27 protein-coding genes are annotated in these 23,107 nt (G+C 65.6%); 4 read left to right on the top strand and 23 right to left on the bottom strand.

The genetic code is table 11. The features are described 5' to 3' along the window. Positions 1 to 70: 70 nt before the first annotated feature. The 9 genes from KSS94_RS24950 to ubiE all read right to left on the bottom strand — a co-directional run bounded on the left by KSS94_RS24950 (position 71) and on the right by ubiE (position 6,190). Positions 71 to 778 (bottom strand): 16S rRNA (uracil(1498)-N(3))-methyltransferase, encoded by a 708-nt coding sequence (locus KSS94_RS24950; protein WP_217840690.1) that lies wholly within the window; start codon positions 776 to 778, stop codon positions 71 to 73. Then, positions 775 to 1,566 carry a twin-arginine translocase subunit TatC gene (tatC, locus tag KSS94_RS24945; RefSeq protein WP_217840689.1) on the bottom strand — a complete coding sequence of 264 codons (792 nt, stop codon included), beginning with the start codon at positions 1,564 to 1,566 and terminating at the stop codon, positions 775 to 777. The genes KSS94_RS24950 and tatC overlap by 4 nt, the downstream gene beginning before the upstream one ends. Next, positions 1,563 to 1,934: a Sec-independent protein translocase protein TatB gene (tatB, locus tag KSS94_RS24940; RefSeq protein ID WP_217840688.1), complete on the bottom strand. Its 372-nt coding sequence runs from the start codon at positions 1,932 to 1,934 to the stop codon at positions 1,563 to 1,565. The genes tatC and tatB overlap by 4 nt, the downstream gene beginning before the upstream one ends. 3 nt (positions 1,935 to 1,937) lie before the next feature. Beyond that, a complete protein-coding gene (locus KSS94_RS24935; RefSeq protein ID WP_217840687.1) occupies positions 1,938 to 2,213 on the bottom strand; it encodes a twin-arginine translocase TatA/TatE family subunit in 276 nt (91 codons plus the stop codon). A 169-nt stretch (positions 2,214 to 2,382) separates the two neighbouring features. After that, positions 2,383 to 2,718: a phosphoribosyl-ATP diphosphatase gene (locus KSS94_RS24930; RefSeq protein WP_217840686.1), complete on the bottom strand. Its 336-nt coding sequence runs from the start codon at positions 2,716 to 2,718 to the stop codon at positions 2,383 to 2,385. Between the two features lie 2 nt (positions 2,719 to 2,720). Continuing rightward, positions 2,721 to 3,113 carry a phosphoribosyl-AMP cyclohydrolase gene (gene hisI, locus KSS94_RS24925; protein ID WP_217840685.1) on the bottom strand — a complete coding sequence of 131 codons (393 nt, stop codon included), beginning with the start codon at positions 3,111 to 3,113 and terminating at the stop codon, positions 2,721 to 2,723. Positions 3,114 to 3,186: 73 nt separating this feature from the next. Then, entirely contained in the window at positions 3,187 to 4,800 is a 1,614-nt protein-coding gene (gene ubiB / locus KSS94_RS24920; protein ID WP_217840684.1) for a ubiquinone biosynthesis regulatory protein kinase UbiB, read from the bottom strand. Continuing rightward, the gene (locus KSS94_RS24915; RefSeq protein ID WP_217840683.1) at positions 4,797 to 5,420 is read right to left on the bottom strand and encodes a ubiquinone biosynthesis accessory factor UbiJ; all 624 of its coding nucleotides are present in this window, start codon (positions 5,418 to 5,420) and stop codon (positions 4,797 to 4,799) included. The genes ubiB and KSS94_RS24915 overlap by 4 nt, the downstream gene beginning before the upstream one ends. Continuing rightward, a complete protein-coding gene (gene ubiE / locus KSS94_RS24910) occupies positions 5,420 to 6,190 on the bottom strand; it encodes a bifunctional demethylmenaquinone methyltransferase/2-methoxy-6-polyprenyl-1,4-benzoquinol methylase UbiE (protein ID WP_217840682.1) in 771 nt (256 codons plus the stop codon). The genes KSS94_RS24915 and ubiE overlap by 1 nt, the downstream gene beginning before the upstream one ends. A 125-nt stretch (positions 6,191 to 6,315) precedes the next feature. Between ubiE and KSS94_RS24905 the strand changes: the two genes are divergently transcribed. The 3 genes from KSS94_RS24905 (at position 6,316) to KSS94_RS24895 (ending at position 8,112) form a co-directional block, all read left to right on the top strand. Further along, the gene (locus KSS94_RS24905; protein WP_217840681.1) at positions 6,316 to 6,591 is read left to right on the top strand and encodes a polyhydroxyalkanoic acid system family protein; all 276 of its coding nucleotides are present in this window, start codon (positions 6,316 to 6,318) and stop codon (positions 6,589 to 6,591) included. 317 nt (positions 6,592 to 6,908) lie between these two features. Beyond that, positions 6,909 to 7,328 carry a phasin family protein gene (locus KSS94_RS24900; RefSeq protein WP_217840680.1) on the top strand — a complete coding sequence of 140 codons (420 nt, stop codon included), beginning with the start codon at positions 6,909 to 6,911 and terminating at the stop codon, positions 7,326 to 7,328. A 10-nt stretch (positions 7,329 to 7,338) separates the two neighbouring features. Further along, positions 7,339 to 8,112 (top strand): phasin family protein, encoded by a 774-nt coding sequence (locus tag KSS94_RS24895; RefSeq protein WP_217840679.1) that lies wholly within the window; start codon positions 7,339 to 7,341, stop codon positions 8,110 to 8,112. Between the two features lie 181 nt (positions 8,113 to 8,293). Here the strand turns inward: KSS94_RS24895 and KSS94_RS24890 are convergent, their stop codons facing one another. The 14 genes from KSS94_RS24890 to gshB form a co-directional block, all read right to left on the bottom strand. Continuing rightward, positions 8,294 to 8,908, bottom strand: coding sequence for a TetR/AcrR family transcriptional regulator (locus KSS94_RS24890; protein WP_217840678.1), 615 nt, complete (start codon positions 8,906 to 8,908; stop codon positions 8,294 to 8,296). A gap of 4 nt (positions 8,909 to 8,912) precedes the next feature. Beyond that, positions 8,913 to 10,595, bottom strand: a complete 1,683-nt coding sequence (phaC, locus tag KSS94_RS24885; RefSeq protein WP_217840677.1) for a class II poly(R)-hydroxyalkanoic acid synthase — start codon at positions 10,593 to 10,595, stop codon at positions 8,913 to 8,915. Between the two features lie 90 nt (positions 10,596 to 10,685). Continuing rightward, entirely contained in the window at positions 10,686 to 11,537 is an 852-nt protein-coding gene (gene phaZ, locus KSS94_RS24880) for a poly(3-hydroxyalkanoate) depolymerase (protein WP_217840676.1), read from the bottom strand. Between the two features lie 61 nt (positions 11,538 to 11,598). Further along, positions 11,599 to 13,278 carry a class II poly(R)-hydroxyalkanoic acid synthase gene (gene phaC / locus KSS94_RS24875; RefSeq protein WP_217840675.1) on the bottom strand — a complete coding sequence of 560 codons (1,680 nt, stop codon included), beginning with the start codon at positions 13,276 to 13,278 and terminating at the stop codon, positions 11,599 to 11,601. A gap of 337 nt (positions 13,279 to 13,615) precedes the next feature. Next, positions 13,616 to 13,993: a gamma-butyrobetaine hydroxylase family protein gene (locus KSS94_RS24870; RefSeq protein WP_217840674.1), complete on the bottom strand. Its 378-nt coding sequence runs from the start codon at positions 13,991 to 13,993 to the stop codon at positions 13,616 to 13,618. A gap of 132 nt (positions 13,994 to 14,125) precedes the next feature. Then, complete coding sequence (gene hslU / locus KSS94_RS24865) at positions 14,126 to 15,469, bottom strand: ATP-dependent protease ATPase subunit HslU (protein WP_217840673.1); 1,344 nt, start codon at positions 15,467 to 15,469, stop codon at positions 14,126 to 14,128. Positions 15,470 to 15,543: 74 nt separating this feature from the next. Beyond that, entirely contained in the window at positions 15,544 to 16,074 is a 531-nt protein-coding gene (gene hslV, locus KSS94_RS24860) for an ATP-dependent protease subunit HslV (RefSeq protein WP_011536056.1), read from the bottom strand. A 293-nt stretch (positions 16,075 to 16,367) separates the two neighbouring features. Next, the gene (locus tag KSS94_RS24855) at positions 16,368 to 17,639 is read right to left on the bottom strand and encodes a dihydroorotase (protein ID WP_217840672.1); all 1,272 of its coding nucleotides are present in this window, start codon (positions 17,637 to 17,639) and stop codon (positions 16,368 to 16,370) included. Beyond that, a complete protein-coding gene (locus KSS94_RS24850) occupies positions 17,636 to 18,640 on the bottom strand; it encodes an aspartate carbamoyltransferase catalytic subunit (protein ID WP_217840671.1) in 1,005 nt (334 codons plus the stop codon). Before KSS94_RS24850 ends, KSS94_RS24855 begins: the two co-directional genes overlap by 4 nt. A 12-nt stretch (positions 18,641 to 18,652) precedes the next feature. After that, positions 18,653 to 19,171: a bifunctional pyr operon transcriptional regulator/uracil phosphoribosyltransferase PyrR gene (gene pyrR / locus KSS94_RS24845; RefSeq protein ID WP_217840670.1), complete on the bottom strand. Its 519-nt coding sequence runs from the start codon at positions 19,169 to 19,171 to the stop codon at positions 18,653 to 18,655. 58 nt (positions 19,172 to 19,229) lie between these two features. Further along, a complete protein-coding gene (ruvX, locus tag KSS94_RS24840) occupies positions 19,230 to 19,655 on the bottom strand; it encodes a Holliday junction resolvase RuvX (RefSeq protein ID WP_217840669.1) in 426 nt (141 codons plus the stop codon). Then, positions 19,655 to 20,224 carry a YqgE/AlgH family protein gene (locus KSS94_RS24835; RefSeq protein WP_217840668.1) on the bottom strand — a complete coding sequence of 190 codons (570 nt, stop codon included), beginning with the start codon at positions 20,222 to 20,224 and terminating at the stop codon, positions 19,655 to 19,657. Before KSS94_RS24835 ends, ruvX begins: the two co-directional genes overlap by 1 nt. Positions 20,225 to 20,380: 156 nt before the next feature. After that, a complete protein-coding gene (locus tag KSS94_RS24830) occupies positions 20,381 to 21,286 on the bottom strand; it encodes an energy transducer TonB (protein ID WP_217840667.1) in 906 nt (301 codons plus the stop codon). Positions 21,287 to 21,377: 91 nt separating this feature from the next. Next, positions 21,378 to 22,331 carry a glutathione synthase gene (gene gshB, locus KSS94_RS24825; protein ID WP_217840666.1) on the bottom strand — a complete coding sequence of 318 codons (954 nt, stop codon included), beginning with the start codon at positions 22,329 to 22,331 and terminating at the stop codon, positions 21,378 to 21,380. A 342-nt stretch (positions 22,332 to 22,673) separates the two neighbouring features. Between gshB and pilG the strand changes: the two genes are divergently transcribed. Further along, positions 22,674 to 23,075, top strand: coding sequence for a response regulator (gene pilG / locus KSS94_RS24820; RefSeq protein WP_217840665.1), 402 nt, complete (start codon positions 22,674 to 22,676; stop codon positions 23,073 to 23,075). The last annotated feature ends 32 nt before the right edge of the window (positions 23,076 to 23,107 follow it).

The raw sequence follows: 23,107 nt of genomic DNA, 5'->3' as shown, positions 1-23,107 counted from the left end.
ATTGTTGTTCTGTTGCACAGGCCATCGGCGCGGGGCGGGGAAACTTGATGAGTAAAACCTGACCCGTCTGTCAGAAAATTCGCGAAAGCAACGCAGTGACGGCGGTCTCGACCCGCAGAATACGCTCGCCCAGTTGCACCGGTTGCAGGCCGGCCTTGGCCAGCAGGTCGACTTCGTAGGGGATCCAGCCGCCTTCGGGGCCGATTGCCAGGGTTACCGGGCCTTCGACGGCGCGCGGGCAGGCGGGGTAGGGGCCGGGGTGGCCGACCAGGCCGAGGCTGTCGGCGGCAATCGCAGGCAGGCGGTCTTCGACGAACGGCTTGAAGCGCTTTTCGATGACCACCTCGGGCAGCACGGTGTCGCGGGCCTGCTCAAGGCCGAGGATGAGGTTTTCGCGGATCGCCTCAGGGGCCAGGAACGGCGTTTGCCAGAAGCTTTTTTCGACCTTGTAGCTGTTGACCAGGATCAGCCGTGGCACCCCCAGGGTGGCGATGGTCTGGAATAGCCGGCGCAGCATCTTCGGGCGCGGCACGGCCAGCACCAGGGTCAGCGGCAGCTTGGCCGGCGGCGGCTGGTCGAAGGCCACTTGCAGCTCGGCTTCATGGCCTTCGAGGCGCACCACCTCGGCCTTGCCCATCAACCCGCCAATGCGCCCCACGCGCAGGCTGTCACCCACCGCGACGCGGTGGATCTCCTGCATGTGGGTGAAGCGCCGGTCGGCCAGCACCACACGGTCGGCCGCGACGAAGTCGGCCTCCTCGAGCAACAGCAAGTTCACGGCTGGGTGGCTGGCGGTTGGTCGTTATGGTCGTCCGCAGCCTCGTCGCGCCCGTGGCTGCGCTTGCGGATCAGGCTGCCGCACAGCACGCCAACCTCGAACAGCATCCACATGGGCACGGCCAGCAGGGTCTGCGAGAAGATGTCCGGCGGGGTGAGGATCATGCCGACCACGAAGCAGCCGATGATCACGTACGGGCGGACCTTTTTCAGGTACTGCACGTCGACCACGCCGATCCACACCAGCAGTACCACCGCCACCGGGATCTCGAAGGCCACCCCAAAGGCGAAGAACAGGGTCATGACGAAGTCGAGGTAACTGGCGATGTCGGTCATCATCGACACGCCTTCGGGCGTGGCGCTGGCGAAGAAGCCGAACATCAGCGGGAACACCAGGAAGTAGGCAAACGCCATGCCGGCGTAGAACAAAAGAATGCTCGACACCAGCAGCGGGATGGCGATGCGCTTTTCGTGGCGGTACAGGCCGGGTGCGATGAAGCCCCAGATCTGCTGCAGGATGAACGGGATCGCCAAAAACAACGCGACGATCATGGTCAGCTTGAACGGCGTGAGGAACGGCGAGGCCACGTCGGTGGCGATCATCGTCGCGTTGGCCGGCAAGTGGTCGCGCAACGGCGCCGACACCAGGGTGTAGATCTGCTGGGCGAAGCTGAACAGCCCGGCAAAGATCAAGAAGATGGCGGCAACGCAGCGCAGCAGGCGCGTGCGCAGTTCGGTCAGGTGCGAGACCAGCGGCATCGGCTGGTCATGTTCCGGGTTCTCGCTCATGGCGCTCGCGGTGGTTGTGGCGGCTCGGAGGGTGGCGTTGCGGCCGGCTGCTCGGCAGCGGCGGCAGGTGCTGCAGGTGTTTCAGCGCTGGCCGGGGTGGCGGCGGGCGGTGTTGCCGGTGCCTGCGGGTTGAGGATGCGCTTGGCTTCTTCTTCCATTTGCAGGATGTGTTCGTTGTGCAACTGGCGGCGGATGTCGTCGGCGCCGATTTCGCGCTCCACTTCCATCTTGATGGCGTTGAAGCTGCGCTTGAGGCGGCCGATCCACAGGCCCGCCGTGCGCGCGGCACCGGGCAGGCGCTCGGGGCCGAGCACCAGCAGCGCCACCAGGCCGACGAGCAGCAGTTCGCTGAAGCTGATGCCGAACATGGGTCAGTCTTTCCGCTGTGGCTCTTGGACCGGCTGGGCCTGGCCTTCGATGGTGTGGCCCTGGGTTGGCTGGGCGGTGTTCTGCTGCACCGGCGGCACTGGTTGGGCGGGCGGCGGAGTCTGTTCAGCGGGTTTGCTTTCTTCTTCGTTCATGGCCTTGCGAAAGCCCTTGATTGACTCGCCCAGGTCGCTGCCGAAGTTTTTCAGTTTTTTGGTGCCGAACACCAGCACCACGACCACCAGCAGGACGATCCAGTGTTTCCAGTCAAAAATACCCATTTCAAGCTCCTGAAAATGTGTGTCTGTCTTCGGGCCCTGGGGGCTGCTTTGCAGCCCTTCGCGGCACAAGGCCGCTCCTACACAGGGTGTAGCGAATCGGTCAGGCGGCGCGCGCTCCTGTAGGAGCGGCCTTGCGCCGCGAAGAGGGCCGTTGGCCCTCCACAAGCATTCAGGCCGACGGCTGCCGTGCGGCCTTCTCGTCATGCCCGGACAACCCGAAGCGGCGGTCCAGTTCGTCCAGCACCGCCTGCGGGTGCTGGCCCAGCGCGCTGAGCATCACCAGGCTATGGAACCACAGGTCGGCGGTTTCGTAGATGACATCGCTGCAATCGTTGCTGATGGCCGCATCCTTGGCGGCAATGATGGTCTCGACGGACTCTTCGCCGAGCTTTTCGAGAATCTTGTTCAGCCCTTTATGATAGAGGCTGGCCACGTAGCTGCTGTCGGGTGCGGCTTGTTTACGTTGCTCCAGCACTTCGGCCAGGCGGTCGAGGGTGTCGCTCATGTTCAGTGCCCTGCGCTGTAGATGGCGTGGGGGTCCTTGAGGACCGGGTCGACGGTATTCCACTGGCCGTTGTCGAAGACGCGGTAGAAGCAGCTTTCACGGCCGGTATGGCAGGCGATATGGCCCAGTTGCTCAACCATCAGGATGATCACGTCGGCGTCGCAGTCCAGGCGCATTTCGTGCAGTTTTTGCACATGGCCCGACTCTTCGCCCTTGCGCCACAGCTTGCCCCGCGAGCGCGACCAGTAGATGGCGCGTTGCTCGGTGGCGGTCAGGGCGAGGGATTCACGGTTCATCCAGGCCATCATCAGCACGCGCCCGGTCTTGTGGTCCTGGGCGATTGCCGGTACCAGGCCATCGTCGTTCCACTTGATCTCGTCCAGCCAGTCTTTCATCGTCGACTCCAAACCAGGCCCGCTCCCGTACCGGGCCCCTGTGCCCTAGTGTGCCAGCCAGCGGCGCGGCTGGCTATCGGCGCACGATCAGGTACAACCCGGCGGCCAGCATCAGCCAGGCCGGCCAGGCGGCCGGGGCGCTCAGGCTGACCGCACCGGCGGCCAGGGTGGCGCCACCGGTGAGCAGGCCGGCACCCAGCAGGCGCAGCGCCCAGTTGTCGCCGGCACGGCGCCGCTCGGGCAGTTGCGGGTCGTGCAGGTGCGGCTGCGACAGGCGCTCGAGCAGGTCGCGGGTCATGTCGGCCAGGTGCGGCAGTTGCTCGGCCTGGCTGTACAGGTTGCCGAACACCGCCTTGGGGCTCATGCGCTCGCGCATCCAGCGTTCGAGAAACGGCTTGGCGGTGCTCCACAGGTCCAGGTCGGGGTACAGCTGGCGGCCCAGGCCTTCGATGTTGAGCAGGGTCTTCTGCAACAGCACCAGTTGCGGCTGCACTTCCATGTTGAAGCGCCGCGCGGTCTGGAACAGGCGCATCAGCACCTGGCCGAAAGAGATGTCCTTCAACGGTTTTTCGAAGATCGGCTCGCACACGGTGCGGATCGCCGCCTCGAACTCGTTGACCTTGGTTTGCGCCGGCACCCAGCCCGAATCAATGTGCAACTGGGCCACGCGGCGGTAGTCACGCTTGAAGAAGGCGATCAGGTTGCGCGCCAGGTAGTCCTGGTCTTCTGCGGTGAGGCTGCCGACGATGCCGCAGTCGATGGCGATGTACTGCGGGCTCCACGGCTTGACCGTGCTGACGAAGATGTTGCCCGGGTGCATGTCGGCGTGGAAGAAGCTGTCGCGGAACACCTGGGTGAAGAACACCTCGACGCCGCGTTCGGCGAGCAGCTTCATGTCGGTGCGCTGGTCGGCCAGGGTCGCCATGTCGGTGACCGGTACGCCGTAGATGCGCTCCATCACCAGCACCTTGGGCCGGCACAAGTCCCAGTACACCTGGGGCACGTACATCAGCTCCGAGCCTTCGAAGTTGCGCCGCAGCTGGCTGGCGTTGGCCGCCTCGCGCAGCAGGTCGAGTTCGTCGTAGATGGTTTTTTCGTAGTCGCCGACGATCTCCACCGGGTGCAGGCGGCGGGCATCGGCCGAGGCGCGCTCGGCGGCCTTGGCGATCAGGAACAGCCAGGCCAGGTCCTGGGCGATCACAGGCTTCAGGCCCGGGCGCACCACCTTGACCACCACCTCTTCGCCGCTCTTGAGCCTGGCAGCATGCACCTGGGCCACCGAGGCCGAGGCCAGCGGCTCGACGTCGAAGCGGCTGAACACTTCGCTGACTTTCGCCCCGAGCTGCGCCTCGATCAGCGCCACGGCCTGCTTGGGGTCGAACGGCGGTACGCGGTCCTGCAGCAGCATCAGCTCGTCGGCGATGTCGGTGGGCAGCAGGTCGCGGCGGGTCGACAGCAACTGGCCGAACTTGATGAAAATCGGCCCCAGGTCCTGCAGCGCCAAGCGCATGCGGGCGCCGCGGCTCAGCTCCAGCGGCTTGCGCGGCAACCAGCGCCAGGGCATCAGCAGGCGCAGGCTGGCCAGCCACCAGGGCAGCAGCGGTTGTTCGAACAGCAAATCATCGAGGCGGTAGCGGATCACGACGCGCTGGATGCGCAACAGACGGCGGACGGCGAGCAGCTTCATGCGTTATCGCTGGTATCAAGAGTGTGGGCGAGGCGGCGCAGGCGCGCCTCGAGGCGGTCGAGGTCGACTTTCAGCGCATCGAGCTCGCTGAACGCCGCTTCGGCTTCACGTTTTCCGACCAGGGTGCGCGATTCCTCGGCCAGGTATTCGCTGAGGTTCTGGCTGAACCGCGCCAGGCCCTGTTGAGTCCAGCGGGCACGCAGGCGCACGTGGCCGGCCAGCAGCGCGGTGGGCACCGGGCCAAGCATGCGTTGCAGCTCGTATTCCCAGTCCAGCTCAAGGTCCTGCAGCACGCCGACCAGGTCCAGCAGCACGGCACTGTCGCCGTGCAGTTGCACCTGTGGGCTGTGCAGCACGGCGTTCTTGTCCTTGGCCAGGGCCAACTGCGCCAGGCGCCCGGCGGGGGCGCGCAGGGTGCAGTCGACCACGCCTTCCCAATGGGCGGCGAGCATCAGGCCCTCTTCGTCGGGCAGCACGAACAGCTTCAGGGCCGGCTGCAGGCAGTCGATCTCGACCACCTTGCCTTCCAGCGCGGCCAGGCGCGGCAGCGCCGTACTGTCCATGCGCAGCACACGGTTGAGGCCGTGTTCGGCGCTGGCGAGAAGGCCGGCCAGCAGCATCAGGGTTTGATTCCCCGGTGCACGGCGACGATACCGCTGGTCATGTTGTGGTAGGTGACGCGGTCGAAGCCGGCCTCGACCATCATGCTCTTGAGCGTTTCCTGGTCGGGGTGCATGCGGATCGACTCGGCGAGGTAACGGTAGCTTTCGGAGTCGTTGGTGATCAGCTTGCCAGCCAGCGGCATGAAGGCGAACGAGTAGGCGTCGTAGGCCTTGGACATCAGCTTGTTGGTGGGCTTGGAGAACTCCAGCACCAGCAGGCGGCCACCGGGCTTGAGCACCCGCAGCATCGAGCGGATGGCCTCATCCTTGTGCGTCACGTTGCGCAGGCCGAAGGCGATGGTCACGCAGTCGAAGTGGTTGTCGGGGAAGGGCAGCTTTTCGGCGTCGGCCTGGACGAACTCGATGTTGCCGGCAACGCCGCGGTCGAGCAGGCGGTCACGGCCGACCTTGAGCATCGATTCGTTGATGTCGGCCAGCACCACCTGGCCGGTCGGGCCGACCAGGCGCGAGAACTTGGCCGCCAGGTCGCCGGTACCGCCAGCGATATCCAGCACGCGGTTGCCGGTGCGCACGCCGGACAGCTCGATGGTGAAGCGCTTCCACAGGCGGTGCATGCCACCGGACAGCACGTCGTTCATCAGGTCATACTTGGCGGCGACGGAGTGGAACACCTCGGCGACTTTTTTCGCCTTCTGGCTTTCAGGCACGTCCTGGTAGCCGAAATGGGTGGTGGGTTCGGCGTGGTCGCCTTTGCGCTGGTCGGTCATATCGCTTCACCGGTAAAAAATTATCGCCATTCTATGGGCTACGGGCGGTTTTGTCTTGGCGGGGTGTGTCGCCGGGTGGGCGGGGGCATAATGCGGCCATTGTCTTCATATCCAGGAACACCCGCATGACCCAGATCAGCGTCGAACGCAAACACAACCTCGGCCGCGAGGCCGCCCGGGCCAAGGCCGAAGCACTGGTGGACAAGCTCAGCCGCGAGTACGACCTCAAGGCCAGCTGGAACGGCGACCGCGTCGACGTTTCGCGCAGCGGCGCCAACGGCAGCGTGCACATCGGCGATGACAGCATTCGCGTGGAGCTCAAGCTGGGCATGATGCTGTCGATGATGAGCGGCACCATCAAGGGCGAGATCGAGCGGGCGCTGGATAAAGCCCTGGCCTGACGGCCGAGCGCTGTCTCTGTAGGAGCGGCCTTGTGTCGCGATGGGCTGCGCAGCAGCCCCAGGATCTCGGCATCACGTACCATCGCTGGGGCTGCTGCGCAGCCCATCGCGACACAAGGCCGCTTCCCACAGCAATCAAGCCCGCTTCAAGATCTTCAGCAAGACAGTTGATCCCACAGGGGCTGCATGCCATTCAAGCCTCCCACGCCCAGCACCCACCTTAGGGTGAGAATTCTAATTTCCTTCCCTACCTTATGCTCCAGGCCCGAATCCATGGGCAGTTCCTCCCTCCCCCGAACGAGCATGAGGTGCAGAGCATGGCCAAAGCGAACCTGAAGCAAAAAGACGACACCCAGGGCACCCTGGGCGAAGTGCGCGGCTACGCGCGCAAGATCTGGCTGGCGGGCATCGGCGCTTACGCCCGTGTCGGCCAGGAAGGCTCCGACTACTTCAAGGAGCTGGTAAAAGCCGGTGAAGGCGTCGAGAAACGCGGCAAGAAGCGCCTGGACAAGGCCGTTGACGCGGCCAACACGCAAATCGATGAAGCCGCCCAGGAAGTCACCCGGGTACCTGGCCGGGTCGAGGCCCAGCTGGACAAAATCGAGAAAGCCTTCGACGAGCGCGTAGGGCGCGCCTTGAATCGCCTCGGCATTCCGTCTAAACATGACGTTGAGGCGTTGTCCATCAAGCTTGAACAGCTGCACGAGCTGCTCGAGCGCGTCGCGCACAAACCATAAGGAGAGCAGGATGGCTGGCAAGAAGAATTCCGACAAAGAAGGCAGCTCCTGGGTCGGCGGGATCGAGAAGTACTCCCGCAAGATCTGGCTGGCAGGGCTGGGTATCTACTCCAAGATCGACCAGGACGGCCCGAAGCTGTTCGACTCGCTGGTAAAAGATGGCGAGAAGGCCGAAAAAACCGCGAAGAAGACCGCCGAAGACGTGGCTGAAACCGCCAAGTCGTCGACCACTTCGCGGGTGTCCGGAGTCAAGGACCGTGCCTTGGGCAAGTGGAGCGAGCTCGAAGAAGCCTTCGACAAGCGCCTGAACAGCGCCATCTCGCGCCTGGGCGTACCCAGCCGCAACGAGATCAAGGCCCTGCACCAGCAGGTCGACACCCTGACCAAGCAGATCGAGAAGCTGACCGGCGCCTCGGTGACGCCGATCTCCAAGGCCAGTGCCAGCAAGGCTGCGGCCAAGCCACTGGCCAAGGCGCCGGCCAAGCCTGCGGCGAAAACCGCAGCGGCCAAGCCTGCGGCCAAGCCAGCTGCTAAAACTGCGGCGGCCAAGCCTGCGGCAAAACCTGCAGGCAAGCCTGCGGCAAAACCTGCAGCCAAGCCTGTTGCGGCAAAACCTGCAGCGGCCAAGAAGCCTGCCGTGAAAAAGGCACCAGCCAAGCCGGCAGCCAAGCCAGCTGCAGCCAAACCGGCAGCGACCCCGGCAGCCACTGCCGCCCCGGCGCCAAGCGCGGCCCCGGCCGGCAGCACCCCGTCGGCACCGGTGAACGCGGCCACCCAGGCCTGATACCGCCTCGCCTGCATCGCGGCACAAGGCCGCTCCTACAGGGATTGCACATCCCCTGTAGGAGCGGCCTTGTGCCGCGAAAGGGGCGCAAAGCGGCCCCAGGATTCGAGCAAAATCCTGAATCGTCGGGGGCTGCTGCGCAGCCCTTCGCGACACAAGGCCGCTCCTACAGGCGATGATTTCAGCCCTCCAGGTACCTCATCGCCAACTGCTCCGCCGCTGCACGCGCCGGCGTCTGCAGGTGCGGCGCCACCAGCATCATGATCTGGTACACCACCACCCCTACATCCCCCTCACGGCCCAGCACCCGCTGGTAGTCCAGCGAGCACATCAGGGTCAGCGTTATCTGCTCCACCAGTTGCCCCAGCGCCTGGGTTTCGCTGGTCACCAGCCCCTGGCGCTTGAGGCTGGCCAGCAGCGCGGCCAGGGTGCGCTTGAGCGCATTGATCAGGCTGCGCATGCCCCGGGCCAGCTTGGGCAGGCGCCCGGTGAGGTTGGACAGGTCCTGGAACAGGAAGCGGTACTGGGCCATGCGCTCGACGATCAGGTGCAGGAACAGCCAGTAGTCCTCAGCGTCCAGGCGCACGTCCAGCGGCGGGTCGAGCAGCGGCATCAGCTGTTCTTCGAAACGCTCGAACAGGCCGATCACCAGCGGCTCCTTGCCGTGGAAGTGGTAGTACAGGTTGCCGGGGCTGATGCCCATCTCGTTGGCGATTTCCAGGGTCGAGACGTTCGGCTCGCCCTGCTGGTTGAACAGCGCCAGGGCGCATTCAAGGATGCGGTCGCGGGTTTTCATTCGCTCAGCGTGCCAGTACGTAGGTGCCGGGCGCAGGGCCCAGCGGTGGATAGGTGGCGTTGCCAAGCTCGGTGCGCGGCGCTTTCAAGGTGCCGGAGCGTGGCCCGATCCAGTCCAGCCACAGCGGCCACCAACTGCCGTCGCGGCGCTGGGCGTCGTGGAACCAGGCGCGCGGGTCGCTGGAAAGCCGCGGGTTCTCCAGGTAGTAGGCCTTGGGGTTGCCGGGCGGGTTGATGATGCTCTGGATATGCCCGCTGTTGGCCAGCACGAAACGCCGCTCGCCGCCCAGCAGCAAGGCCGAGCGGTACACCGCGTCCCACGGCGTGATGTGGTCGTTGCTGCCGGCCACGGTAAAGCTGTCCACAGCCACCTGCTTGAGGTCGATGGGCGTGCCACACACCTCCAGGCCGTCGGCGAAGGTCAGCGGGTTGAGTTTGAAGAAGTCCAGCAGGTCGCCGTGCAGCGCCGCCGGCAGGCGGGTGTTGTCGGCGTTCCAGTAGAGGATGTCGAAGGCTGGCGGCGCCTTGCCCAGCAGGTAGTTGTTGACCCAGTAGTTCCAGATCAGGTCGTTGGGCCGCATCCAGGCGAAGATCCGCGCCACCTCGCCGCCATCGAGCACGCCGCGCTGGTACGAGCGGCGCTTGGCGGCCTCGATGGTCTGCTCGTCGGCGAACAGGCTGGCGGGGCTGTCGAACTGGCTGTCCAGCAGGCTCACCAGGTAGGTGGCGCTGCGTACCTTGCGCAGTTGCTGCTTGGCATGCAGGTGGCCCTGCAGCGCGGCCATGGTCAGGCCGCCGGCGCAGGCGCCCATGAGGTTGGGGTCGCGGCTGCCGCTGATGCTGCGGCAGGCGTTCAGCGCTTCTTCCAGCGCCTGCACGTAGCTCGACAGGCCCCACTCGCGGTGGCGCGGGTCGGGGTTGCGCCAGCTGACCATGAACACCTGCAGGCCGTGCTTGAGCATGTACTGCACGAAGCTGTTGGTCGGGCCGAGGTCGAAGATGTAGAACTTGTTGATCTGCGGCGGCACCACCAGCAGCGGGCGGGCGTACTGTTTTTCGCTCAGCGGCTTGTACTGGATCAGCTCCAGCAGGTCGTTGCGAAACACCACGGCGCCCGGGGTGGTGGCCAGGTTGCCGCCCACTTCGAAGGCGCGTTCGTCCACCTGGCGCGGCAGGCCGTCGTTGTGGCGCAGGTCGTCGAGCAGGTGGCTGGCGCCGCGCAGCAGGCTCTGGCCGCCGGTGTTGAGCAGCTCCTTCACCGCCAGCGGGTTGAGCAGCGAGTTGCTGGGTGACAGGGCGTCGTTGATCAGGTTGAACAGAAACTGCGCGCGGGCGCGGTCGTCATGGCTCAGCGAGCTTTCTTCGATCCACAGGCGGGTCTGCTTCTGCCAGGCCAGGTACGCCTGCAGGCCGCGGCGGTAGAGCGGGTTCTGGCTCCAGGTCGGGTCGCTGAAGCGGTTGTCGCGCGGGTGCGGCTGGTAGGGGGTGTCACCCAGCATCACCCGGCCGAGCGTCCCGCCCAGCTCCAGCAGGTGGCGGGCGGTGTGCAGCGGGTGGCGCAGGCCGTGGCGGCCGACATGGCGCAAGGTCGAGAGCAGGTCGCGACCGCGCAGGCCGGTGATGGCGTTCTGCACGTTCATGCTGGTGGCGGGGGCCGGGGCCGTCCCGGGTGCCGGTTTGTCTTTCATGCCAACACTCCATCGTTGAGCAATCGGGCCTGTCGCGGGGCAAGCCCGCCCCACGGGCCGGCACTGGCCACAGTGGGATGCGACAGGCAATCAGGCGCCCGAAGCCGGGCGCGGGTGCATGACCGCGCGTTGGCGTTCCTGCTGGAGGAATTTCATGATGATCGGGGCGACGGCTTCGGCCCGGGTGATCAGGAACAGGTGGCCGTCGTCGATTATGTGTAGCTGTGCATTGGGAATCCGCCAGGCCAGCAGGCGCATGTTCACCAGCGGGATCAGCGGGTCGTCGTCACCGGCCAGCACCAGGGTTGGCTGGTGGATCTTGTGCAGCCAGTGGATGCTGGTCCAGCCCAGGCCTGCGAACAGCTGCCAGTAGTAACCCAGCTTGCCGCCGGAGCGCACTTTCGAGGCGTGGTGCAAGGCCAGGTCCGGGTCGCGGCGAAAGCCGCCGCCGTAGATGGTCGGGGCAATGCGGATGACATGCGACGGCTGGATGTAACGCCTGGGGCTTGCCATCATCCACAGCACCTTGGGCTTGCCCGGCACCATCACCGCACCGGCGGCGGTGGCGGCCAGCACCAGCTTCTTGCAGCGCTCGGGGTAGTCGTGGGCGAACTGCTGGGCCAGCGCACCGCCCCAGGACACGCCGATCACGTTGACCTGGCCGTAGTCCAGGTAGTCGAGCATGCGCGCGGTGAGCTTGGCCAGGCCCGGAAAGCGGTAGGGGTGGCGCGGGGTCGAAGAGCCGCCGACCCCGGGCACGTCGAAGGCAATCACTTCAAGGTCCGGGTCCAGCGCCTCGATGAACGGGAACACCAGCTCCAGGTTGGCGCCGATGCCGTTGAAAATCAGCAGCGGCGTCAGGTGCGGCTTGCCCGGGCGGACCGCGGTGCGGATCGACTGGTCGTCCAGCTCGACGGTCCTGAACAGGTACGGTTGCGACATGCGCGTGGCTCTTTTGGTGAGTGGGCGCGCTGCGCCCAGCGGCGCAACGCGGCACGGGCACTCAGCGTTCGTGGACGTAGGTACCGGGGGAGGCTTCGCCGGCGGCGTAGGCGCGGTTGCCCAGGCGCGTGGGGGCCTTTTTCAGCTCGCCGCCGCGCTCGCCCAGCCAGGCCTGCCAGTGCAGCCACCAGGAGTCGGCGTGCTTGATCGCGTTCTCCTGCCAGGCCACCGGGTCGTCTGGGCGGTCCTCGCCGGTCATGAAGCGTGCCTTGGGGTTGCCCGGCGGGTTGAGGATGCTCTGGATATGCCCGCTGTTGGACAGCACGAACTCGATCTTGCCGCCGAACAGGTGCGCCGAGCGGTAGCACGACTGCCACGGGGTGATGTGGTCGGCGGTGCCGGCAACGCTGTAGATGTCGCAGTCGACAGTCTTCAGGTCGATGGCAGTGCCGCACACCTCCAGGGCGTTGGAGCGGGTCAGCGGGTTGTTCTTGAACATCTCGATCAAGTCGCCGTGGAAGGCGGCCGGCAGGCGCGTGGTGTCGTTGTTCCAGAACAGGATGTCGAACACGGGCGGGGCGTTGCCCAGCAGGTAGTTGTTGACCCAGTAGTTCCAGATCAGGTCATTGGGGCGCATCCAGGCGAACACCTTGGCCATGTCGCTGCCTTCGAGCACGCCCGACTGATACGAGTGGCGCTTGGCGGCTTCCAGGGTCTGCTCGTCGACGAACAGCGCCACCTGGGTTTCCATGGTGGTGTCGAGCACGCTCACCAGCAGCGTGAGGGCGTTGACCTTCTTCTCGCCGAGCGCTGCATAGTGGCCCACCAGCGCGGTGCAGGTGATGCCGCCGGAGCAGGCGCCGAGCATGTTCAAGTCCTTGCTGCCGGTGATCGCCAGCACCGCATCGACCGCTTCCTTGAGCGCGTCGATGTAGGTCGACAGGCCCCACTCGCGCTGGGCCTTGGTGGGGTTGCGCCAGCTGATGATGAAGGTCTGCTGCTGCGAGCGCAGGCAGAAGCGCGCCAGGCTCTTTTCCGGGCTCAGGTCGAACACGTAGAACTTGTTGATCTGCGGCGGCACCACCAGCAGCGGGCGGCTGTGCACCTGCTCGGTGATCGGCTTGTACTGGATCAGCTCCAGCACATCGTTGCGGTACACCACCGCGCCTTCGCTGGTGCCGAGGTTCTTGCCCACCTCGAACGCCTCCATGTTCACCTGGCTGGGCATGCCGCCGTTGTTGACCATGTCCTTGGCCAGGTTGGACAGGCCGTCGAGCAGGCTCTTGCCGCCAGTCTCGAAGAAGCGCTTGATCGCCGCCGGGTTGGAGAGGGTGTTGGTGGGGGCCATGGCTTCGGTCATCAGGTTGATGACGAACTGTCCGCGGCTGATGTCCTGGGGCGACAGGTCGCTGCTGCTGACCCAGTCGTTGAGCTCCTTGCGCCAGGCCAGGTAGGTCTGCAAGTAGCGGCGGTACAGCGGGTTCTGGCTCCAGGCCGGGTCGGCGAAACGGCGGTCGTCGCCTTCGGGCTGCAGGCTCGACTTGCCCAGCAGCACGTTCTTCAGTTCCAGGCCGAAATGCGCCACGTGCTTGGCGCTGTGCAAGGGCTGGCGTACCGCCTGGCGCAATACCGTGCGCGCCGAGGTCAGCAGGTCCTTGCGGCGAATACCGATGACCGGGTTCAGCCCCAGGGTGTTTTCCGAGGCCTGCCGCTGCAACTCATCGTTGTTCTTGTTACTCATCTACGACGCTCCGTTGTCCTGAGACGAGTACCGGCGTGTTGTGACAGCCCGGTACTGCTACTCGGGTGACCAGTGATAAGGAACAGCGGTGCTGCGACCGGTTGCGCGGGGGTGATGAGCTGCGGGGTGTTCTGCGTGTGAAGACAGCCTGCGCATTCTCGCGACCACTACGTACCGGCCTGGCCCTGCTTGCCCATGAAACGATGCAGGGAACTTGCCAGCTCCATTGGTTACCCGACTTTCATGTAATGCGCAAGACAGCCCGTCACTGGGCTGTCTGTAAGGCATTCAAGCAGATGAGATTAGAAAATGCGCTCTAACTCGTAGGAACCTTGCGCTAGAGCATCAGCTTCACGACTGATTCGGCCGGGTCGCGGGACTTGCCGGCCTGGTGCAGGTCGTCCAGGTATTCGGCCCACAGCTGTTCCTGGCGCAGGCACAACTGCTCGAGGTATTCCCAGGTGAACAGGCCTGAGTCATGGCCGTCATCGAAGGTCAGTTTCAGTGCATATTGGCCGGCAGGCTCCAGGCCCGAGAGGCCTACGTTGATCTTGCCAAATTGCAGGATGGGATTGCCGTGGCCCTGGACCTCGGCAGAGGGGGAGTGCACCCGCAGGAATTCGGCGGGCAGGTGGTAGACCTCGCCGGGGGCGTAGGTGAGGGTGAGGGTTTTCGAGGCTTTGTGCAGGTTGATGGCGGTGGGCAGGCGGGCCATTTCAGAAATCTCTCGGCAGCTGATGGGGTTAGCTTCGAGGTTCTTGTGATGGGATTCAAGGGCCCTTCGCGGGGCAAGCCCGCTCCCACGCAGTCAGTAGTGCGTGGGAGCGGGCTTGCCCCGCGATGGTTCTTACAGGATGTAACGCGACAGGTCTTCGTTCTGTGCCAGCTCACCCAGGTGGCTGTTCACGTACGCAGCGTCGATGTTGATCGGCGTCTCGTCGTGGGCGCTGGCCAGGTCGCCGGCGCTGAACGACACCTCTTCGAGCAGGCGCTCGAGCAGGGTGTGCAGGCGGCGGGCACCGATGTTCTCGGTCTTTTCGTTGACCTGGAAGGCGATCTCGGCCAGGCGCTTGATACCCTCGTCGGCGAACGCGATGTTCAGGCCTTCGGTCTTGAGCAGGGCGCTGTATTGCTCGGTCAGCGAGGCGTGCGGTTCTTTGAGGATGCGCTCGAAGTCTTCCGGGGTCAGCGCCTTGAGCTCGACACGGATCGGCAGGCGGCCTTGCAGTTCAGGTACCAGGTCGCTCGGCTTGCTCAGGTGGAAGGCGCCCGAGGCGATGAACAGGATGTGGTCGGTCTTGACCATGCCCAGCTTGGTGTTGACGGTGCAGCCCTCGATCAGCGGCAGCAGGTCGCGTTGCACACCTTCACGGGACACATCGGCGCCGCCAACGTTGCCGCGCTTGGCCACCTTGTCGATCTCGTCGATGAACACGATGCCGTGCTGCTCGACCGCTTCCAGGGCCTTGGCCTTGAGCTCTTCCTCGTTGACCAGGCGGCTGGCCTCTTCTTCGCGGACCATCTTCAGCGCGTCCTTGACCTTGAGCTTGCGCGCCTTGCGCTTGCCCTTGCCCATGTTGGCGAACAGGCTCTGCAGCTGGTTGGTCATTTCTTCCATGCCGGGCGGCGCGGCGATTTCCACGCCAGTGTTCTCGGCCACTTCGATCTCGATTTCCTTGTCGTCCAGCTGGCCTTCGCGCAGGCGCTTGCGGAACAGCTGGCGGGTGTTGGAATCGCTGCTGGTCTGCTGGGCTTCTTCGGCAAAGCTGCTGGTGCGCGCCTGCGGCAGCAGGGCGTCGAGGATGCGGTCCTCGGCGGCGTCTTCGGCGCGGTGGCGCACGCGGACGATTTCCTGCTCGCGCAGCATCTTCAGCGCGGCATCGGCCAGGTCGCGGATGATCGACTCGACGTCACGGCCAACGTAGCCGACTTCGGTGAACTTGGTCGCTTCGACCTTGATGAACGGCGCGTTGGCCAGCTTGGCCAGGCGGCGGGCGATTTCGGTCTTGCCCACGCCGGTGGGGCCGATCATCAGGATGTTCTTCGGGGTCACTTCCTGGCGCAGCTCGGCTGGCAGTTGCATGCGCCGCCAGCGGTTGCGCAGGGCAATGGCCACGGCGCGCTTGGCGTCGTCCTGGCCGATGATGTGGCGGTTGAGTTCGTGGACGATTTCGCGGGGGGTCATGGACATGGTCAATACGGTCCTGGGTCGAAGTGGGTCAGCGTGGAAAAGTCCCGCACCGGGCGGGACGCCAGAACAGCTGATTACTCGGCCAGGTCCTGCTCCTCGATGGTCAGGTTGTGGTTGGTGAACACGCAGATGTCACCGGCGATGTTCAGCGCGGCCTCGGTGATTTCCCGGGCCGACAGGTCAGTCTTGTTCAGCAGGGCGCGGGCTGCCGCCTGGGCGTAGCCACCGCCGGAACCCATGGCGATCAGGCCGTCTTCGGGTTCGACCACATCACCGTTGCCGGTGATGATCAGAGAAGCGTCCTTGTTGGCCACCGCCAGCATCGCCTCCAGGCGGCTCAGGGAGCGGTCGGTGCGCCATTCCTTGGCCAGCTCCACGGCGGCACGCACCAGGTGGCCGGAGTGTTTCTGCAGTTGGGCTTCGAAGCGCTCGAACAGGGTGAAGGCATCGGCGGTGGCACCGGCAAAGCCGGCGATGACCTGGCCGTTGTACAGGCGGCGCACTTTTTTTGCGTTGCCTTTCATTACGGTGTTGCCCAGGGATACCTGGCCATCGCCGCCCATGACGACTTTGCCGTTACGGCGGACAGAAACGATGGTAGTCAAGGGAGTGTCTCCACGCAGCGGGGCGAAAATGCCTGTTGCAGAGACATATGGGGGTGGGGGGAAGAATTTCAACCGGGGGGGATGAGTGGTCGGCGTCGAACAGGCTCATCGGTGTTGCTGCATTCGTGGGTAAACCCGCTCCCACAGGGGGCTGCATATCCTGTGGGAACGTCTTGTGCAGCCTGAACCGGCCTCATCGCCGGCAAGCCGGCTCCTACAGGTACGGCACTGGCCTGAAGCTCATGCAGTCCCTGTGGGAGCGGGTTTACCCGCGAAACGGGCGGTGCGGTCTGTCAGGACTCAAAGCAGACATGCCCATCGACCAAGGTATAACGCACCGCACCCGGCAGGCAGTGGCCGATGAACGGGCAGTTCTCGCCGCGCGAGAACCACTGCTCGCCCGCCACGGTGGAGGCTTGCGGGTCGAACAGCACCAGGTCAGCGGCAGCGCCCACCTTCAGCTCGCCGGCCGGCAGGCGCAGGGCCGCGGCGGGGCCGCTGCTCAGGCGCGCCAGCAGGGTCGGCAGGTCGAGCAGGCCGTCCTCGACCAGGGTCATGGCCAGCGGCAGCAGCAGCTCGACGCTGCTGATACCCGGCTCGGTGGCGCCGAACGGGGCCAGCTTGGCGTCACGCTCGTGGGGCTGGTGGTGGCTGGAGATGGCCTGGATCACCCCGGCCTTTACCGCTTCGCGCAGGCCGTCGCGGTCGGCGGCGGTGCGCAGCGGCGGCTGCACGTGGTACAGGCTCGAGAAGTCGCGCAGCGCCTCGTCGGTGAGAATCAGCTGGTACAGCGCCACGTCAGCGGTGACTGGCAGCCCCAATTGCTGGGCCTGGGCGATCAGGCGGGCGCCACGGGCGCTGGTGATCTGGCTGAAGTGTGCACGTACGCCGCTCTGCTCGACCAGCAGCAGGTTGCGCGCCAGGGCCACGGTCTCGGCGCTCTCGGGGATGCCGGGCAGGCCGAGGAAGCTGGCCATCGGGCCTTCGTGGGCCAGGCCGCCCTGCGACAGGTCGCTGTCCTGGGAGTGGAACACCACGGTCAGGTCGAAGGTGGCGGCGTACTCCAGCGCCCGGGCCAGGGTGCGGTTGTTGGGGATTTGTTTCAGGCCGTTGCCAAACGCTACGCAACCGGTGTCGCGCAGGGCCACCAGCTCGGCTAGTTGCTCGCCTTCCAGGCCCTTGGTCAGGGCGCCGATCGGGTAGACCTTGCTGTTGGCCGCCTCGCGGGCGCGGTCGAGAATCAACTCGGCCACCGCCGGGGTGTCCAGTACCGGTTTGGTCTGCGGCGGGCAGCACAGGCTGGTGACGCCACCGGCAACCGCAGCGCGGGTTTCGCTGGCGATGTTGCCCTTGCGGCTGTAGCCCGGCTCGCGCAGCGACACGCCGAGGTCCACAAGGCCTGGCGCTGCCACCAGGCCGTCGGCCTGGATCGTGCGGCTGGCGCTGAAGCCGGCCGGTGCCGCGCCGATGGCGGCAATGCGCCCGCCGTCCAGGTGCAGGTCGGTGACGCGGTCCAGTCCGCTGGCAGGGTCGATCACCCGGGCGCCGATAATGCTGAGGGTCACTGGGCGTTCTCCTGGTCGAGTTGACGTTGCGCGTTCTGCCCGCTCATGGCCATGGACAGCACCGCCATGCGCACGGCGATGCCGTAGGTGACCTGGTTGAGGATCACCGAGTGTTTGCCGTCGGCCACAGCCGACTCGATCTCCACGCCACGGTTGATCGGGCCCGGGTGCATGACGATGGCATCGGGCTTGGCCCCGGCCAGGCGCGCGGTGGTCAGGCCGAACAGGCGGTAGAACTCGCCTTCGCTGGGCAGCAGGCCGCCGGCCATGCGCTCGCGCTGCAGGCGCAGCATGATCACCACATCGACGTCTTTCAGGCCTTCGGCCATGTCGGTGTAGACCTTCACCCCGTACTGTTCGATGCCGATCGGGATCAGGGTTTTCGGGCCGATCACGCGGATGTCCGGGCAGCCCAGCGCCTTGAGCGCGAGCATGTCCGAGCGGGCCACGCGCGAATGCAGGATATCGCCGACGATGGCTACCGAGAGGTTCTCGAAGCTGCCCTTGTGGCGGCGGATGGTCAGCATGTCGAGCATGCCTTGGGTGGGGTGCGCGTGGCGGCCGTCACCGCCGTTGATCACCGCCACGTCCGGGCACACGTGCTCGGCGATGAAGTGGGCGGCGCCGGAGTCGGAGTGGCGCACCACGAACATGTCGGCGGCCATGGCCTCGAGGTTGCGCAGGGTGTCGAACAGGGTCTCGCCCTTGCTGGTCGAGGAGGTCGACACGTTCAGGCTGATCACGTCGGCCGACAGGCGCTGGGCGGCCAGTTCGAAGGTGGTGCGGGTACGGGTGGAGTTCTCGAAGAACACGTTGCACACGGTCTTGCCGCGCAGCAGCGGGACCTTCTTCACGGCCCGGGCGCCGACTTCGAGGAACGAGTCGGCGGTGTCGAGGATTTCGGTCAGCAGTTCGCGGGGCAAACCGTCGAGCGAAAGAAAGTGGCGTAGCTGGCCCTGATCATTGAGCTGCAGCGGGCGCTTGGCGTCGAATGGCGTCATCGCGGGGGACTCTTAAAGGGCGGATGCGGGGGCGAGGTCCTGGCGCTCGAGGGCGAGCGGGGCGGGTCCGGTCAATTTTACCCGTTCATGGGCGGCCAGCGACAGGGTGGCACCGAGCACGTTCGGGCGGATCGGCAGTTCGCCGGCATCCAGGTCCAGCAGGCACACCAGCGTCACGCTGGCCGGGCGGCCGTAGTCGAACAGTTCGTTGAGTGCGGCGCGGATGGTACGCCCGCTCATCAGCACGTCGTCGATCAGCACCAGGTGCTGGCCTTCGATCTCGAAAGGCAGCTCCGAGGGGCGCACCTGCGGGTGCAGGCCGTTCTGGCTGAAATCGTCGCGGTAGAACGACACATCCAAGGTGCCCAGCGGGCTGTCGTCGCCAAGCTCGGCTTGCAGGGCCTGGGCAACCCAGACGCCGCCGGTGCGGATGCCGATATAGCGTGGCTCGGTGATGGCGCGGCGGGCCAGATGGGCGCGAAGGTCGACGGCCATCTGCCGGATCAGTGCGGCGGGATCGGGTAGGCTCATTGCGGGTCTCCTGGGGGCGCCGGGGCGTGGTGGTGGCCCCGGCGTGAACGCGGAAAAGTCAGGTATTGGCCTCCAGCCAGCCTTGCAGCAGCAGGGCGGCGGCGATGGCGTCGACCGGGTTGTCGCGGTAGCTGCCATGGCGGTTGCCACGGGCCATCTGCTCGCCTTTGGCTTCAAAGGTGGTCAGGCGCTCGTCGTGGGTGTGTACCGGCAGGTTGTAACGGCCGTTCAGGCGGCGGGCGAACTTTTCGGCGCGTTCGCTCATCTCGCTGGGGGTGCCGTCCATGTTCAGCGGCAGGCCGACGACGATGGCGTCGGGCTTCCATTCCTTGATGAGCTTTTCCACCTGGTTCCAGTCCGGCACGCCGTTCTGGGCCTTGAGCGTGCACAGCTCACGGGCCTGGCCGGTGATCACCTGGCCGACGGCGACGCCGATCTGTTTGGTGCCGTAGTCGAAGCCCAGCAGCAGGCGCAGCTCGGCCATCAGGCGTGCCCCGCCTGGCTGGTCAGCAGGCTCAGGTTGATGCCCAGGCTTTTGGCGGCCTGGGCCAGGCGCATGTCACTGGCCATGGCGAACAGGATGTCGGCGTCGAACGGGCAGTTGAGCCAGGCGTTGTCGGCCAGCTCCGCTTCCAGTTGCCCGGCTTCCCAGCCGGCGTAACCCAGGGTGATCAGGCTCTGCTTGGGGCCCACGCCGGCGGCGATGGCCAGCAGCACGTCCTGCGAGGTGGTCAGCGACAAACCTTCGAGCGCGACGGTGGCCTGGAAGCTGCACTCGTTGCTGTGCAGCACGAAGCCGCGGTCGGTCTGCACCGGGCCACCCTGGTAGATGGGTACGTGCAGGGTGCTGGGTGGCGGTGTTTCGTCGGGGCGCAGTTGCTCGAGGATGTCGGCCAGGTTCAGCTCTTGCGGGCGGTTGATCACCAGCCCCATGGCGCCGTTCTCGTTGTGTTCGACGATGTACGTCAGCGTTTGCGCGAAGTTCGGATCAGCCATGTGCGGCATGGCGATCAGGAACTGGTGCTTGAGGTAGCTGGGGCTGAAGGTTTTCATGAGCGCTAGTGTGGCGCCAGGTGAGGAGGCTGACAAGGTGCTGTGCGGCTGTCCACCAACCCCTGTAGGAGCAGGCTTGCCTGCGATGGCGGTGGTGGGGCCGCTGACGCTATCGCAGGCAAGCCTGCTCCTACAGGGGGCGGGGATGCCTGGAGACTAGTTGCTCGACAGCTTGTCACCCCGCGCAAAGCGCCAGGTGCGGATGATCTCCAGCCGGTCGAACTCGGCCAGGTCGCCGGTGAACGGCGCGAACGGCGCGGCCAGGCGCACGATGCGCTGGGCGGCCTGGTCCAGCACCGGCTGGCCGGACGATTCGAGCACCAGCACCTCATATAACGAACCGTCGCGGTTGATCGACACCATCATCCGCAGGCTGCCGTACATCTGCTGGCGCCGGGCTTCTTCGGGGTAGTTGAGGTTGCCGATGCGCTCGACCTTCTTGCGCCACTCTTCCTTGTACCAGGCGCCCTTGTCGCGCATGGTCGAGGCGGCGTTCAGGCGGTGGATGCGCGGGCGCTTGGCGTAGCGCTGCTGTTCGTTGGACAGCTCCGCCTCGAGGCTGGCGATCTGGCTGGACAGTTGCGAGCTGTCGAAGTCTGGCACCTTGGCTTCGGCCTGCGGCTGGGGCTTGGTCTCTTTCGGCTTGGGCTCGACCTTCTGCGCCTTGGGTGCCTGGGTGGTCACCGCGGACTTTTGCTGCACCGGCGGTGGCGGCACCTCCTGTCGGGCGGCAGGCGGCGGGGTGACCTTGTTGATCTTGCTGTCCTGGAACGGCGCCACTTCGGTGGTCTTGGGCACTGCTTTCTTGTCCAGCGTGCCGCTGCCCTGCTGGTTGTCCTGGGCCTGGAAGTCGGCCTTTTCAGGCGGCTTCTCGCTCTTGAAGGTGGCCAGGGTGATGTCCATGGTGTGGCGGATATCAGCCGGTTTGACCACGGAAAAGCCCACACCCAGGATCAGCGCCAGGTGCACCAGGGCGGCCAGGAACAGGGTAAAACCGAGCCGGTCCACCGGGCGAACGCGGGGTGGCAGCAGGTCGGTGGGGATGTCGGCGGGGAGCGTCATCGAATATCCAGCAACCGCTGGGTGGGGCAGCGGCTCAGTCGAAATGGACCGGCATCATACCCCACTGCGCGGTGTTGCCACCTGTCCTCGGTCAGCGCGCCTTGAGCTTGCGATCAATGGCATCCATCAGCTGGGCGCCGATGTTGGTGTTGTAGGCGGCGTCGATCTCGCGGATGCAGGTCGGGCTGGTGACGTTGATTTCGGTCAGGTAGTCGCCAATCACGTCCAGGCCAACGAACAGCAGGCCCTTTTCACGCAAGGTCGGGCCCACCTGGGCGGCGATCCAGCGGTCGCGCTCGCTCAGCGGGCGGGCTTCGCCACGGCCACCGGCGGCCAGGTTGCCGCGGGTCTCGCCGCTGGCCGGGATGCGCGCCAGGCAGTAGTCCACCGGCTCGCCGTCGATCATCAGGATGCGCTTGTCGCCGTCCTTGATCGCCGGCAGGTAGGCCTGCGCCATGATTTGCTGGGCGCCCAGTGCGGTGAGGGTCTCGAGAATCACCGAGAGGTTCGGGTCGCCGGCGCGGTGGCGGAAGATCGAGGTGCCGCCCATGCCGTCCAGCGGCTTGAGGATCACATCACCGTGCTTGGCGGCGAACTCACGGATGATGTCCGGGCGCCGGCTCACCAGGGTGGGTGGGGTGCACTGCGGGAACAGCGTGGCGAAGAGCTTTTCGTTGCAGTCGCGCAGGCTTTGCGGGCGGTTCACCACCAGCACGCCTTCGGCCTCGGCCTGCTCCAGCAGGTAGGTGCTGTAGACGAACTCCATGTCGAAGGGCGGGTCCTTGCGCATCAGGATCACGTCCAGCTCGGCCAGCGGGGCGTCCTGCTCGTCACCCAGCTCGAACCAGTGCGCCGGGTCGGCGAACACCTTGAGCGGGCGGCGGCGTGCGCGGGCCTTGCCTTCGCCTTGATACAGGTCGCGCTGCTCCATGTAGAAGAGCTCCCAGCCACGGGCCTGGGCGGCCAGCAGCATGGCCAGCGAGCTGTCCTTTTTGTAGGAGATGGACGCGATGGGGTCCATGACAATCCCGAGGCGAACGCTCATGGGGTAATTCCTCTTGGCGGCAGGTGGCCGCGATGGCACGAAAATGAAAGTGGCTCAGGGTGGCGCCGGGCGCGCGCCGGGTCAAGGGGGCGGGCAGATGGAATGGCTACCTTGAGTGTGCTAAAAAGGCCGGACAAGTGGTCTGTTTAGGCCTCAAGCCTTGCCCGTACCTGCAAGCGCCGGGGCTGCTGCGCAGCCCATCGCGACACAAGGCCGCTCCCACAGGGGCCGGCGTCGGTTGGCAGCTCAGTGCAAGGCACAGACCTGTGGGAGCGGCCTTGTGCCGCGATGGGGCGCGAAGCGGCCCCGCATTTCAGCCCCGGCAGCGATGGTAGCGCGACTATGGAACAACCCCTGAAGGTGATGGTGATCGACGATTCCCGCACGATCCGCCGCACCGCGCAGATGTTGCTCGGCGAGGCCGGCTGCGAGGTGATCACCGCCAGCGACGGCTTCGACGCCCTGGCAAAAATCGTCGACCACAAGCCACGCATCATTTTCGTCGATGTGCTGATGCCGCGCCTGGACGGTTACCAGACCTGCGCGGTGATCAAGCACAACAGCGAATTCAAGGACACCCCGGTCATCTTGCTCTCGTCCCGCGACGGCCTGTTCGACAAGGCCCGCGGCCGGGTAGTGGGCTCTGATCAGTTTCTGACCAAACCGTTCAGCAAGGACGAACTGCTCGACGCGATCCGTGCCCACGTGCCCGGCTTCGCCGCGCAGGACCCGCACGTAACCTGACGCTGCCTCGAAATGGCGGCGCCCAACGTTCC

Origin of the sequence: Pseudomonas fakonensis (assembly GCF_019139895.1) — a bacterium.
Taxonomy (GTDB): Bacteria; Pseudomonadota; Gammaproteobacteria; order Pseudomonadales; family Pseudomonadaceae; genus Aquipseudomonas; species Aquipseudomonas fakonensis.
The sequence above is the reverse complement of the archived record's forward strand: the minus strand, read 5'-3'. Positions and strand labels throughout refer to the sequence as shown.

Bases quoted from the DNA above. Each gene is read 5' to 3' on its own strand.
- tatC (WP_217840689.1), bottom strand. From the start codon at position 1,566: ATGAGCGAGAACCCGGAACATGACCAGCCGATGCCGCTGGTCTCGCAC.
- tatB (WP_217840688.1), bottom strand. From the start codon at position 1,934: ATGTTCGGCATCAGCTTCAGCGAACTGCTGCTCGTCGGCCTGGTGGCG.
- KSS94_RS24935 (WP_217840687.1), bottom strand. From the start codon at position 2,213: ATGGGTATTTTTGACTGGAAACACTGGATCGTCCTGCTGGTGGTCGTG.
- KSS94_RS24930 (WP_217840686.1), bottom strand. From the start codon at position 2,718: ATGAGCGACACCCTCGACCGCCTGGCCGAAGTGCTGGAGCAACGTAAA.
- hisI (WP_217840685.1), bottom strand. From the start codon at position 3,113: ATGAAAGACTGGCTGGACGAGATCAAGTGGAACGACGATGGCCTGGTA.
- ubiB (WP_217840684.1), bottom strand. From the start codon at position 4,800: ATGAAGCTGCTCGCCGTCCGCCGTCTGTTGCGCATCCAGCGCGTCGTG.
- KSS94_RS24915 (WP_217840683.1), bottom strand. From the start codon at position 5,420: ATGCTGCTGGCCGGCCTTCTCGCCAGCGCCGAACACGGCCTCAACCGT.
- ubiE (WP_217840682.1), bottom strand. From the start codon at position 6,190: ATGACCGACCAGCGCAAAGGCGACCACGCCGAACCCACCACCCATTTC.
- KSS94_RS24905 (WP_217840681.1), top strand. From the start codon at position 6,316: ATGACCCAGATCAGCGTCGAACGCAAACACAACCTCGGCCGCGAGGCC.
- KSS94_RS24900 (WP_217840680.1), top strand. From the start codon at position 6,909: ATGGCCAAAGCGAACCTGAAGCAAAAAGACGACACCCAGGGCACCCTG.
- KSS94_RS24895 (WP_217840679.1), top strand. From the start codon at position 7,339: ATGGCTGGCAAGAAGAATTCCGACAAAGAAGGCAGCTCCTGGGTCGGC.
- KSS94_RS24890 (WP_217840678.1), bottom strand. From the start codon at position 8,908: ATGAAAACCCGCGACCGCATCCTTGAATGCGCCCTGGCGCTGTTCAAC.
- phaC (WP_217840677.1), bottom strand. From the start codon at position 10,595: ATGAAAGACAAACCGGCACCCGGGACGGCCCCGGCCCCCGCCACCAGC.
- phaZ (WP_217840676.1), bottom strand. From the start codon at position 11,537: ATGTCGCAACCGTACCTGTTCAGGACCGTCGAGCTGGACGACCAGTCG.
- phaC (WP_217840675.1), bottom strand. From the start codon at position 13,278: ATGAGTAACAAGAACAACGATGAGTTGCAGCGGCAGGCCTCGGAAAAC.
- KSS94_RS24870 (WP_217840674.1), bottom strand. From the start codon at position 13,993: ATGGCCCGCCTGCCCACCGCCATCAACCTGCACAAAGCCTCGAAAACC.
- hslU (WP_217840673.1), bottom strand. From the start codon at position 15,469: ATGTCCATGACCCCCCGCGAAATCGTCCACGAACTCAACCGCCACATC.
- KSS94_RS24850 (WP_217840671.1), bottom strand. From the start codon at position 18,640: ATGACGCCATTCGACGCCAAGCGCCCGCTGCAGCTCAATGATCAGGGC.
- pyrR (WP_217840670.1), bottom strand. From the start codon at position 19,171: ATGAGCCTACCCGATCCCGCCGCACTGATCCGGCAGATGGCCGTCGAC.
- ruvX (WP_217840669.1), bottom strand. From the start codon at position 19,655: ATGGCCGAGCTGCGCCTGCTGCTGGGCTTCGACTACGGCACCAAACAG.
- KSS94_RS24835 (WP_217840668.1), bottom strand. From the start codon at position 20,224: ATGAAAACCTTCAGCCCCAGCTACCTCAAGCACCAGTTCCTGATCGCC.
- KSS94_RS24830 (WP_217840667.1), bottom strand. From the start codon at position 21,286: ATGACGCTCCCCGCCGACATCCCCACCGACCTGCTGCCACCCCGCGTT.
- gshB (WP_217840666.1), bottom strand. From the start codon at position 22,331: ATGAGCGTTCGCCTCGGGATTGTCATGGACCCCATCGCGTCCATCTCC.
- pilG (WP_217840665.1), top strand. From the start codon at position 22,674: ATGGAACAACCCCTGAAGGTGATGGTGATCGACGATTCCCGCACGATC.